8 protein-coding genes are annotated in these 12,261 nt (G+C 74.4%); 3 read left to right on the top strand and 5 right to left on the bottom strand.

Translation table 11 applies throughout. From position 1 onward, the window contains the following. The first annotated feature begins 125 nt into the window (after positions 1 to 125). The 3 genes from ACFYUS_RS27905 to ACFYUS_RS27895 are packed head-to-tail and all read left to right on the top strand — an operon-like array spanning position 126 to position 2,430. The gene (locus tag ACFYUS_RS27905; RefSeq protein ID WP_388857730.1) at positions 126 to 530 is read left to right on the top strand and encodes a GntR family transcriptional regulator; all 405 of its coding nucleotides are present in this window, start codon (positions 126 to 128) and stop codon (positions 528 to 530) included. Next, a complete protein-coding gene (locus ACFYUS_RS27900; protein WP_388857727.1) occupies positions 527 to 1,423 on the top strand; it encodes an ABC transporter ATP-binding protein in 897 nt (298 codons plus the stop codon). Before ACFYUS_RS27905 ends, ACFYUS_RS27900 begins: the two co-directional genes overlap by 4 nt. Beyond that, positions 1,420 to 2,430 (top strand): transporter, encoded by a 1,011-nt coding sequence (locus ACFYUS_RS27895; protein WP_388857724.1) that lies wholly within the window; start codon positions 1,420 to 1,422, stop codon positions 2,428 to 2,430. Before ACFYUS_RS27900 ends, ACFYUS_RS27895 begins: the two co-directional genes overlap by 4 nt. A gap of 74 nt (positions 2,431 to 2,504) precedes the next feature. On the opposite strand, the gene ACFYUS_RS27890 is transcribed toward ACFYUS_RS27895, so the two are convergent. The 5 genes from ACFYUS_RS27890 to ACFYUS_RS27870 all read right to left on the bottom strand — a co-directional run. Then, the gene (locus ACFYUS_RS27890; RefSeq protein ID WP_388857721.1) at positions 2,505 to 8,003 is read right to left on the bottom strand and encodes a condensation domain-containing protein; all 5,499 of its coding nucleotides are present in this window, start codon (positions 8,001 to 8,003) and stop codon (positions 2,505 to 2,507) included. A gap of 95 nt (positions 8,004 to 8,098) precedes the next feature. Continuing rightward, entirely contained in the window at positions 8,099 to 9,946 is a 1,848-nt protein-coding gene (locus ACFYUS_RS27885; protein WP_388857718.1) for an amino acid adenylation domain-containing protein, read from the bottom strand. 8 nt (positions 9,947 to 9,954) lie between these two features. After that, on the bottom strand, positions 9,955 to 10,989 hold the full coding sequence (locus tag ACFYUS_RS27880) for a TauD/TfdA family dioxygenase (RefSeq protein ID WP_388857715.1): 1,035 nt from the start codon (positions 10,987 to 10,989) through the stop codon (positions 9,955 to 9,957). Positions 10,990 to 11,025: 36 nt separating this feature from the next. Further along, a complete protein-coding gene (locus ACFYUS_RS27875) occupies positions 11,026 to 11,811 on the bottom strand; it encodes a thioesterase II family protein (RefSeq protein ID WP_388857712.1) in 786 nt (261 codons plus the stop codon). 94 nt (positions 11,812 to 11,905) lie between these two features. After that, a partial coding sequence (locus tag ACFYUS_RS27870; RefSeq protein ID WP_388857709.1) for a phosphopantetheine-binding protein occupies positions 11,906 to 12,261 on the bottom strand: 356 nt, incomplete at its 5' end.

Raw genomic sequence — 12,261 nt, 5'->3', positions numbered from 1 at the left:
GGGAGCTGCCGGTGCCGGGATCTCGCCCTACGGCCGGCGCCCACCATGCGGTCCCGCGCCCAACGGGCCTGCGCTGCTTGCTGATTGGTCGACTCAGAGGGCTATAGTGCTAGGCAACTAGATAAATGGAGGAACCGGTGATTGAGTTCCACCTGAACGGCCGGTCCGGCCTGCCCCCGTACCAGCAACTGGTCCAGCAGGTCCGGCACGCACTGCGCCTGGGTCTGCTGAAGGAGGGGGACCGGCTGCCGACCGTCAAGGACGTGGCCAGGCAGATGGCGGTCAACCCGAACACGGTGCTCAAGGCGTACCGGGAACTGGAGCACGACGGCCTGGTGGCCGCCCGTCCCGGTGTCGGGACGTTCGTGACCCGGACGCTGGCCGACAACACGCTCGCCGCGCACGGACCGCTCCGCAAGGACCTGCAGCGCTGGCTGACCAAGGCCCGCCTGGCCGGACTCGACGACGAGAGCATCGAGGCGCTGTTCACGAACACGTTTCGTGACGCCGCCGGAGAGGACGTGGCATGAGCGCCGTCCTGCGGGCCCGGGGCCTGGGCAAGAGGTACAAGCAGCGCTGGGCGCTGCGGAACTGCGACCTGGACGTCCCGGCCGGCCGGGTGGTCGGCCTGGTCGGCCCGAACGGGGCCGGCAAGTCGACCTTGCTGAAGCTGGCCTGCGGCATGCTGACCCCGACGGTCGGCACCATCGAGGTGTGCGGCGGCCGACCCGCCGAGGGGGTGGATCAGCTGGCCAAGGTCGGCTTCGTCGCCCAGGACACCCCAGTCTACACGGCGCTGAGCGTCGCCGACCACCTCGCCCTCGGCAAGCGCCTCAACCCGAACTGGGACGACGCCGTGGCCCGCGACCGGATCCGTCGCCTCGGCCTGGACCCCGGGCAGCGGGCCGGCAAGCTGTCCGGCGGCCAGCGCGCGCAGCTCGCTCTCACCCTGGGCATCGCCAAGCGCCCGGAACTGCTCGTCCTGGACGAGCCGGTCGCCGCCCTCGACCCGCTCGCCCGGCGGGAGTTCATGCAGGACCTGATGGAAGCCGTCGCCGAGCACGAGCTGAGCGTCGTGCTCTCCTCCCACCTGGTCTCCGACGTGGAGCGGACCTGCGACTACGTCATCGTCCTGGTCGACTCCCGGGTGCAGGTGGCCGGCGACATCGACGACCTGGTCGCCCGCCACCACCGGCTCACCGGCCCACGACGCGACCCGGGCACACTCCCGGCCGGTCAGCACGTCATCACCGCCGGCCACACGGAACGGCAGACCACCCTCCTGGTGCGCGCCGACACCCCGGTCCACGATCCGTCCTGGACCGTCGGCCCGCTCGGGCTGGAGGACATCGTCCTGGCCTACATGACCCGGCCCGCCGATGCGGTACGCGACACCCGACCCACGCTGGAGGTGCTCCGATGATCTGGCTGACCTGGCGCCAGTTCCGTACCCAGGCCGCCGTGGTGTTCGCCGCGGTGGCCGCCCTCGCCGCCGCCCTCACGGTCACCGGCCCCGGGCTGGCCGACCTCTACCGGACGGCCGGCAGCGGCCTGGTGGAACAGGTCTCCAGCGCGGACCAGACCCTCTACTACACCGGACTGCTGGCCGTGCTCGCCGTGCCGGCGATCATCGGGATGTTCTGGGGCGCGCCGCTGATCTCCCGTGAACTGGAGACCGGCACCCACTACCTCGCGTGGAACCAGGGCGTCACCCGCACGCGCTGGCTGGCGACCAAACTGGGCCTCGGTGCGGCGGCCTCCATGACCGCCGCCGGACTGACCAGCCTCGCGGTGAGCTGGTGGAGCAGCCCCATCGACCGGGCCGTCGACGGCGGTGGCGCGACGGACACGTACTTCCCGCGGATCGACCCCGTGGCCTTCGCCGCACGGGGTGTCGTCCCCATGGCCCATGCCGCCTTCGCCTTCGTCCTGGGCGTCGCCCTCGGCCTGGTCATCCGCCGCACCCTGCCCGCGATGGCCACCGCGTTCGCCCTCTACGCCGGCGTCCAGATCGCCGTGCCGATGTGGATCCGGAGCCACCTGGCCGCCGCGGACCGGACCGTCGTGCCGATCCAGCCCGACGGCGCCCCCATCAGCATCCAGGACGGCGCCCGGCATATCGTCGCGCACCTCGAAGAAGTGCCCGGGGCCTGGGTCACCTCCCAGCAGACGCTGAACGCCGCCGGGCAGCCGGCCCCCGTGCCGGCGTCCTTCGCCGACTGCCTGCGCAGCGAGTCGGGCCCGCCCGCCCTGCAGCAGGTCGACCGCTGCGTCGCCGACCTCGGCGCCCTGGGCTACCAGCAGCAGGTGACGTACCAGCCCGCCGGGAACTTCTGGGCCCTCCAGTGGGCCGAGACCGGGCTCTACCTCGGCCTCGCCCTGGCCCTGACCGGGTTCTGCGTCTGGTGGATCCGCCGCCGAGTGACCTGACGGAGGCCAGTACCACTCCTCCGCGCCACCGTCTCCCGGCCGTGGGCAAAGCGCTGCCCACGACAGACGAGGTCTCAGTCGGAGCGGCGGGCTCCCGCGGTCGTCCGACGGCGCAGTGTCGGAGCCGCGGGCGGCCGGGCTGCCGCCGCGGCGGCGGGCGCGGTCGGGGCCGCGTCGGCCAGCCGGCGGGCGAGGGTCGCCGCCGTCGGGTTGCGGAAGACGTCCCTCAGGGTGAGGTCCTGGCCGAAGTCGGCGCGGATGCGGTTGAGGAGGCGCACCGCGAGCAGGGAGTGCCCGCCCGACTTGAAGAAGTTGTCGTTCCGGCCGACGGGGCGGCCCCCGAGGACGTCGCGGAAGATCCCGAGGAGTTGCCGCTCCCGGCCGTCCGGGCCCGGCGTCTCCCGCTCGGGGGCGGCGTCGGCATGGGTGCCGGGTGCGGGCAGCCGGGGCACGACGAGGACGCGGGCGGGGGCCAGGTACTCGGGGAGCCGCTCGGCGGCCCAGCCGCGCAGGATCGCCTCGTCGGCGTCGCCGGTGACGTAGGCGTACAGCCGGTCGTCGCGGACGGCCACGACCGCTCCCGTCACGTCCGGATGCCGGCCGAGCACGTCCTCGACGTGACCGGGTTCCACCGGGTAGCCGGCCGCGGTGAGGGTGGCCACGGGCCGCAGGGTCCCGTCGGCCGAGGCGAAGGCCCTTCGGCCGGTGGCGCGCAGGCCGCCGCCCGGGGTCCGTTCGTGGACCTCGCCGGGCACCCGTACCGGCGCGGGGCGTCCTCGCTCGTCCAGGACGACGTCCCGGCCGGCGGGGGCCGGCGGGCCGTACGGCGTCGCGGAGAGCGCGGTGCCGGGGTCGGCGGCCAGGGCGTCCAGCGTCTCGGTCAGACGGCGGGCCAGGAGCGCGGCGGTCTCCGCGTCGTAGAGCGCGGTCGCGTACTCCAGGGCGCCCCGCAGGCCGGCCGGTCCGCCGTCCGCGTCGGTCAGTTCGGTGAGGGCGAAGGTGAGGTCGGACTTGGCGCCGACCGCGCTGAAGGCGACCGGTTCGCCGTCGAGGACGGACCGGGTCCCGGTACCGGTGGCCGCCGCGTGGACCTGGAGCATCACCTGGACGAGGGGGGCGTGGGCGGCGGAGCGGTGCGGGCTGAGGTGTTCGACGAGCCGGTCGAAGGGGAGGTCCTGGTGGCTGTAGGCGGCGAGGCCGGACGCGCGGACCCTGCGCACCAGTTCGGTGAAGTCGGGGTCGCCGGAGGTGTCGGTGCGCAGGACCAGTGTGTTGACGAAGAAGCCGACGAGCGGGTGGAGGGCGTCGTCGGCGCGGCCGGCGACGGTGGTGCCGATCGCGAGGTCGGTGCCCGCGCCGTGCCGGGTGAGGAGGGCCGCGAGGGCGGCCTGCACGACCATGAAGAGGGTGGCGCCGTTGCCCCGGGCCACGCGCAGCAGGGCCCGGTGGGTGGCGGCGCCCACCTCGAAGGCCGTGAGGGCGCCGGCGCCGTCGGTCTCGGCGGGGCGCGGCCGGTCGGTGGGCAGGGCGAGGAGCGGCGGCAGCCCGTCGAGGGCCTCGCGCCAGTGGGCCAGCTGCTCGCCCGCGACGCCGTGTTCGCCGTCGAGGAGGTCGTGCTGCCAGAGGGTGTAGTCGGTGTACTGGACGGGCAGCGGCTCCCAGCCGGGGGCCCGGCCCTCGGCGCGGGCCCGGTAGGCGGTGTCCAGGTCGGCGAGCAGGCAGCCCGTCGACCAGCCGTCGCCGGCGATGTGGTGGACGAGGAGCACCAGGATCTGGCCGCCGTCGCCGTCCGTCACGAGCGAGGCCCGGAAGGGGATCTCGGCGGCCAGGTCGAAGACGTGCCCGGCGGCCGCGTCGACGGCCGCGCGCAGTGCGTCCGGGCCGTCGGCCCCGATCTCCTGGAGCACGGGCTTCGCGCCGGCGAGCACCTGCTGGTACGGCTCGCCGTCCGCCGTCCGGTAGACGGTGCGCAGCACCTCGTGCCGGTCGGCGACGTCCGCGAGGGCGGCGGCGAGCGTGGCCGGCTCGACGGGGCGGTGCAGCCGGGTCACCACGGGAATGTTGTAGGTGGCGCTGGGGCCTTCGAGGCGGCCCAGGAACCAGAGCCGGAGCTGTGCGGCGGACAGCGGGACGCGTGCGGGACGCAGCGCCCCGGGGACGGGCCGCAGCGGGGGGCGGGCGGGTCCGTCGCCCTGTTCGCCGAGGCGGCGGAGCAGGCCGCGGGGCGTGGGGGCGAGGAAGACGTCGCGGATCGCCGCCTGGAGGCCGAGGGCGCCGCGGATCCGGTTGGTGAGCTTGCCGGCGAGCAGGGAGTGTCCGCCGAGCTTGAAGAAGTTGTCGCCGGGCAGCACCTCGTCCCGGTCGAGGACTTCGGCGAACAGGCCGCGGAGGATCTCCTCGCGGGGGTCCGCCGCGGAAGGCGCGCCCGTCGCCCGGTCGTCGCGGGACGTGGCCTGCTTCCCCTGGGCCAGGGCGCGTGCGAGCGCGTCGTGTCGGCGGTCGAGGCCCCGGCGCTCCTCGACGGTGAGCAGGTCGACCTCGCTCAGCGGCGTGTCGCCGGCCCGCTCGGCGAGGGCGGTCAGGGCGCGCTGGAAGAGGGCCAGGAGGATCCGCGCGGTGTCCTCGTCGTACAGGTCGGTCGCGTACTGGAGTCCGAGCAGCACTCCCCCGGGCTCGCCGCCGGTGTCGTGCGTCTCGGCGCAGTGGAAGGCGAGGTCGAACTTGGCTCCGGCGAGGTCGGCTCCGTCGGCCGTGCCGGCGATGCCGCCGAGGGTGACGGCCGTGTCCTGCGCGGTCTGCGCGCTGACCATCACCTGGAAGAAGGGGTGCCTGCCGAGGGACCGTTCGGGGTTGAGGTCCTCGACCAGGAGGTCGAACGGCAGGTCGTCGTGGGCGAAGGCCGCCAGGTCCCCGTCCCGTACGCGCCGCACCAGCTCGGCGAGGGTGGGGTCGCCCGACATGTCGGTGCGCAGGGCCAGGGTGTTCACGAAGAACCCGACGAGCCCGTGCAGGTCCTCCTCGGGCCGGCCCGCCACCGCCGTGCCCATGACGACGTCCTCGCCCGCGCCCGCCGCCCGCAGGGCGAGGGAGAGCGCGGCCCGGACGACCATGAAGAACGTGGCCCGGCCGCCGCGGGCGACGCCGGCGAGCGCCTTGTGGACCGGGGCGTCCAGCTCGGCCGTGACCACCGCGCCCCGGTGGCTGGGCTCCGTGGGCCGGGGCCGGTCGGCGGGCAGCCGCGTCTCGGCCGGAATCCCGTCCAGGGCCTTGCGCCAGTGGACCAACTGGCCCTCGCGGATGCCGTGTTCGCCGTCGAGGAGCTCGCGCTGCCAGAGGGCGTAGTCGGTGTACTGGACGGGCAGCGGCTCCCAGCCGGGGGCCCGGCCCTCCGCGCGGGCCCGGTAGGCGGCGTCCAGGTCGGCGAGCAGGGATCCCACCGACCAGCCGTCCGTGGCGATGTGATGCACCGACAGGACGAGAACCGCCGTGCCGTCGCCCGGGACAGTGAACAGGCTTACTCGGAGGGGTAGTTCGCACGTCACGTCCAGCGGGATCCTGGCGAACCCGGTCGCCCGGGCCCGCGCGTCCTCGCGCGTGGCGCACTCCTCGACCTCGACCCGGGGCTCCGGAGCGTCCAGGACGCGCTGGTACGGCTCCCCGTCCCGCACCGGATACATCGTCCTCAGCGCCTCGTGACGGTGCATCACATCTCGTAGGGCCGCCTCCAGGACGGCCGTGTCGGGCCGCGCTTCGAGCTGGAGCACCATGGGCGCGTTGTACGCCGGGGAGGAGCCTTCGAGGCGATTGAGGAACCACAGCCGGCGCTGGGCGTACGAGAGGGGGACGGGGTCGGGCCGGTGCTCGTCCGGCACCGGCCGCAGGGCCGGGCGGCGGGGGCCTTCTCCCCGCCCGCCGAGGCGGCGGAGGAGCTGCCGGGGGGTCGGGGCGAGGAAGACGTCGCGAATCGCGGCCTGGAGGCCGAGGGCGCCCCGGATGCGGTTGGTGAGCTTGCCGGCGAGCAGGGAGTGCCCGCCGAGCTTGAAGAAGTTGTCACCGGGACGTACGTCGACCCGGTCCAGGATCTCCGCGAACAGGCCGTTCAGGATCTCCTCGCGGGGGTCCACGACGGAGCGGGCCCCGGCCTGCTCCCGCGTCCGCTCCCGCCGGTTCTCGGTGCGGGTCCGGGCGGCCTCGGCGAGGGCCCGGTGGCGGCGGTCGAGGGCGTCGCGCTCGTCGTCCGCGAGGAGCCGGATCCGGCTGAGGGGGGTGGTGTCCCGCTGTTCGGCGAAGGCGGTCAGGGCCCGCCGGAACAGTGCGAGCAGGAGCCGCGCGGTGTCCTCGTCGTACAGGTCGGTCGCGTACTGCAGCCCGAGGAGCACCCCGCCGGGCTCGCCGGCCGCGTCCGTCCTCTCCTGGCAGTGGAAGCTCAGGTCGAACTTGGCGGTGGCCAGGTCGGCGTCGTCGAGGACGGCGGGTACGGCCCCGAGACGGACGGTCTCGTCCTGCTGCCGGGTCTGCGCGCTCAGCATGACCTGGAAGAACGGGTGGCGGCCGAAGGAGCGTTCGGGGTTGAGGTCCTCGACCAGGAGGTCGAACGGCAGGTCCTCGTGGGCGAACGCGACGAGGTCCGTCTCCCGGACGCGGTCCACGAGCGCGCCGAGGCCGGGGTCCCCGGTGAGGTCCGTGCGCAGGGCCAGGGTGTTCACGAAGAACCCGACGAGCTCGTGCAGGTCCTCCTCGGGCCGGCCCGCCACCGGCGTGCCGATCACGACGTCCTCGCCCGCGCCCGCCGCCCGCAGGGCGAGCGCCAGGGCGGCGCGGGCCACCATGAAGAACGTGCCGCGCCGGGCGCGCGCGACGGTGGCGAGGGCCCGGTGGGTTCCGGCGTCGAGGTCCGCCGAGACCACCGCGCCCCGGTGGCCGGGCTCGGTGGGCCGGGGCCGGTCGGCGGGCAGCCGCGTCTCGGCGGGGATGCCGTCCAGGGCCTTCCGCCAGTGGGTGAGCTGCTCGTAGGCGGTGCTGTCGGGGTCCTCGGGGTCTCCGAGCATGTCCCGCTGCCACAGCGCGTAGTCCGCGTACTGCACGGGCAGCGGCTCCCAGCCGGGAGCGCGGCCCTCGGTGCGGGCGCGGTAGGCGGCGTCGAGGTCGGCGAGCAGGCAGCCCACCGACCAGCCGTCCGTGGCGATGTGGTGCACGAGGAGCACCAGGACGGCCGTGCCGTCCTCCACCGCGAACAGCCGCGTCCGGAGGGGCAGTTCGCGTGTGATGTCCACGGGGAGCCGGGCGAAGGCCGTCGCCCGGGCCTCCACGTCCCCGCCCGCCGCGCACTCCTCCACCTCGAAGCGCACGTCGGCGTCGTCGAGGATCTTCTGGTACGGCTCCTCGTCCCGGGCCGGGTACACGGTACGGAGCACCTCGTGGCGCTCCACCACGTCCCGTACCGCCGCTTCCAGCGCCACCGGGTCGGGCATCGATCCCAGCCGGAGCACCACGGGCGCGTTGTAGGCCGGGGAGGAACCCTCCAGCCGGTTCAGGAACCACAGTCGGCGCTGGGCGTAGGACAGGGGGATCACGGTTGCTGCTCCTCGTGTGTGGCGGGGGCGGGCGGGTGAGGCGGCGACGGGGACCGCGGTACCGGCGGGAGCCGGGGGGCCGGCGGGGAGCGCGGTCAGGCATCCCGCGCGGCCAGCAGCTCCTCGATGTGGGCGGCGAGGTCGCGCAGGCGCGGGTGGGCGTACACGGCCTTGACCGGGAGGGGCACGGACAGCTCGGCCCGTACGCGGGAGACGAGCTTGATGGCGAGCAGGGAGTGACCGCCGAGCTTGAAGAAGTTGTCGTCCGGGCCGATCGACGCGGCGCCGAGGACCTGGGCCCACACGCGGGCGATCAGCTCCTCCGCGCGGCCGTTCAGACCGCCGGTGCCGACTTCCGGGGACTCCGCGTCCGCCGCCGGGGTCTCCAGCCGGGTGGGCAGGGCGGACCGGTCGAGCTTGCCGCTGGGCGTCGTGGCGAACCGGTCCACCGCCACGTACGCGCTCGGCACCATGTAGGCGGGCAGGCCGTCCGACAGCGCGGCGCGCAGGGCGGTGGCGTCCCCGCCGCGGTGGTAGGCGATCAGGCAGGCGGTGCCGCCCGCGTCCTCGCCGAGGATCACGGCCGCCTCGGCGACGCCGTCCACCCGGGTGAGGGCGGCCTCGATCTCCGGGAGTTCGATGCGGTGTCCGCGCAGCTTGATCTGACCGTCGGCGCGGCCGAGGTAGACGAGCCGGCCGTCGGGAAGGAGCCGGCAGCGGTCGCCGGTGCGGTACATGCGCCCGCCGGAGGCATCACCGTCGATGTCCGCGACGAAGCGTTCCGCCGTCAGTGCGGGGCGGCGGCGGTAGCCGCGGCCCACGCGCGGGCCCGCGAGGTACAGCTCGCCGGACTCCCCCGGCCCGACCGGAACGAGCTTCTCGTCGAGCAGGCGCATCCGGAGCCCCGGCAGCACGGCGCCGATGTGCGGCTCCCCCGGCGCGTCGATCCGGCCGGCGGTGGCGTCGACGGTGCACTCGGTCGGCCCGTACACGTTGAGCGCGCGCAGCAGCCCGCTCCGGTGGGCGGCCGCGAGCCGGTCCCACAGCGCCGGGCTGATCGCCTCGCCGCCGACGAGGAGGGTCAGCGGGCGCGGGCCGCCGTCCTCGGTGAGCAGGTCGAGGAGCGGGTCGGCGTGCGAGGGGGTGATGTCCAGGTCGGTGAGGGCGTGCTCGTCGACGAAGGCGGCGAGCAGCGACGGGTCGCGGCGGGTCTCCTCGTCGATCATGACGAGGGTGTCGCCCCGGCAGAGCCGGGTCCACTGCTGCACGGAGGCGTCGAACGACGGCGAGGCGTTCCAGCCGACCCGGCGGCCCTCGCCGGTGGCGGCGCCCGCCTCCTCCAGTTCCCGGAGCAGCAGGGAGGCGGCGGCGCGGCCGATCTCCACGCCCTTGGGGCGGCCGGTGGAACCGGAGGTGTAGATGACGTACGCGAGCGTGTCCCCGGTGACCGGGACCGGCGTGTACGGGGACGGGGCCGGGTCGCCGCCCGGGGCGGCCGTCAGCTCGGCGGCGGTCACGGCGCGGGCGCCGGGGGCCGGGGAGCCTTCCGCACCGTCCACGACCACCAGGTCGGCACCGGAGTCCTCGACGAGGTAGCGGCGGCGGTCGGCGGGCAGCGCCGGGTCGACCGGCAGGTAGGCGGCGCCGGCGGTGAGGGTGCCGATGATCGCGGTGACCAGGGCGGCGCCCCGGGGCAGGCAGAGCGCCACGACGCTCTCCGGGCCGATGCCGAGGGCGCCGAGCCGGGCGGCGAACACACCGGCCTGGGCCCGCAGTTCGTCGAAGGTGAGGAGGTCGTCGCCGGCGACGACGGCGATGCGGCCGCCGGGGGCGGTCGCGAGCCGGGCGAGGAGGTCGGCCGCGCCGGTACCGGCGGCGGCGCGGGCGTCGGTGGCGGAGGCGGCCGGGGCGGCGGTGGAGCGCTCGGGGAGGACGGCGGTCATGGCGGGGCTCACCTTCCGTACAGGGTGGTGGAGGGGGCGCTGGTCGGGGAGCAGTCGGACAGCCGTACCGGCTCGCCCATGGCGACGACGATCTTCCGGTCGCCGGTGTACGACTCCCGGCCGTGCGCGCAGAGGATGTTGTCGACGAGCATCAGGTCGCCGACCTGCCAGCTCTCCCGCAGGGTGACCGCCTGGTAGACGTCGTTGACGGCGTCCACCTCGGCGTCGGTGAGGGCGGTGCCGTCACCCACGCGGGTGTCGAAGGGCAGGCCGTCCTCGCCGAACGTGTCGGTGAGGACCTCGCGGACGTCCTCGTCGAGGCTGCGGGCGTTCCAGAACGCGAAGTGGTTGAACCAGGACCGTTCGCCGGTCACCGGGTGCGTGATGATCGCGGAGCGGCGCTGGCGGGTGCGCAGCGTGTCCTCGTCGAGCCACTCGTAGCCGATCGCGTGAGCGTCGCAGTACTCCTCGGCGCCCGCGGGCTCGTCCGACGAGAAGGCCTTGCGCCAGGGCATGCCCGCCAGGTCGGAGTAGTTGCGCACGAGGAGCCAGCCGGCCTCGGCGAACCGGTCGACCAGGTCCTGCGGGAGCATCGCGAGGGCTTTGCGCATGTCGCCGACGGTGGTCGCGCCGCCGGTCTCGGGCGCGATGAGGCAGCCGAAGAGCAGCACGCCGGGGAAGTCGAGGGTGTAGCTGTTCTCGTTGTGCAGGCGGATCGCCTGGGCCGCCGGGAGGTCGGTGGAGGAGAAGACCCCTTCGCCGAAGTCGCTGCGGGGAGTGGCCTTCTCCTTGTACCCGGCGCGCTGGGCGATCAGCGCGTCCCGCGCCTCGGCGAACGTCTCCGTGTCCGTCACCGGAAGGCCGCGGAGCATGACCGCTCCGGAGCGGTGCAGTTCGGCCTGGATGGCGGGGAGCTGCGCGGACAGCCAGGCGGTGGCCTCCGCCATCGTGTCGAAGGCGGGCGTCCGGACGAGGGCCGGCTTGCCGGGCTCCCGGACGACGTCGATGCCGGCGGTGACCGGGCTCTGGGCGTACGTGGTCATGGCGGGTGGTCTCCTCGTATCAGGTGACAGGGGGGCTCAGGCGTTGCTGGGGGCGGAGGCGTGCAGGGTCTCCAGGACCGGGTTCAGATGGGCGAAGAAGCCGGGCAGGTCCTGCTGGAAGTAGAAGTGGTCACCGGTCAGCACCTGGGGCACGATCTGGTGTCCGGCCACCAGGGACCAGCCGTCGAGCAGGTCGACCGGGACGATCGGATCGGCGTCCCCGCCGAACACCGCGACCGGGCAGTCGAGTCGTACGGCAGGGGCGGTGCACTGATAGGCGTCGTCGATGGCGAAGTCGGCGCGGATGGACGGCAGGACGATCTCGCGGAGCTCCTCGTCGTCGAGGATGCCGTCGTCCGTGCCACCGCGCTCCTTGATGGCCGCGACCAGCTCGTCGTCGTCCAGCCGCTCCGGGTGCACCGGGCACTGGTTGGGCAGCACCGGCGCCCGGCAGGCGGAGGCGATCAGGCCCTGCGGGGTGCGGCCGACGGCCTGGAGGGCCCGGGTCACCTCGAAGGCCACCAGGGACCCCATGCTGTGCCCGAGCACCACCAGGGCACCCGTGTCCGCGGGAAGGGCGTCGACCACGGGCAGCGCCAGATCGTCGACGGACTCGGGCAGGTCCTCGCTGAAGCGGGCGCCTCGGCCCGGGTACTGCCCGATGAGCAGCCGCACATCGGCCGGAAGGTGCTCGCGCCAGGTGCTGTACGCATGCGCATTGCCTCCGGCGTGCGGCAGCACGAGCAGCGACAGGCGGTGCGGCAGGTCGCCGGGCAGGTCCCAGACGACGTCCTCGGGGGCGGGGGTCGGAGAGACGTTCATGAGCTGATCCGTTCTGTCGCGGTCGTGGTGGAGCCGGTGGTGGTGGAGATGGTGGAGATGGTGGTGGTGGAGATGGTGGTGCCGTGGTCGCGGGCTAGCTGCTGCGGCGGCGGAGGGCGGGACGGGCCTTCCTCGCCGGCGCGGCCTTCAGCGATTCGATGTGCTCGGCGAGCCGGGCGGGGGTGGGGTGCTGGAAGACATCGCGGATGGTGAGCCGGACGTCGAGAGCGGCGGCGATGTGATTCGTCAGCCGAGCGGCAAGCAGCGAGTGGCCGCCGTGGTGGAAGAAGTCGTCGTCGATGGTGAGGTCGGCGGGGGTGTCGAGGGTGCGGGCGAAGAGGGCGAGGAGGGTCTCCTCCAGGGGCGTGCGCGGGGCGCGGCCGAGGGAGGCGACGGGCGCCGGCTCGGGCAGAGCGCGCTTGTCGACCTTCCCGTTGGGAGTCAGCGGCA

It is taken from the genome of Streptomyces sp. NPDC004284 (assembly GCF_042874035.1).
GTDB lineage: Bacteria > Actinomycetota > Actinomycetes > Streptomycetales > Streptomycetaceae > Streptomyces.
The sequence above is the reverse complement of the archived record's forward strand: the minus strand, read 5'-3'. Positions and strand labels throughout refer to the sequence as shown.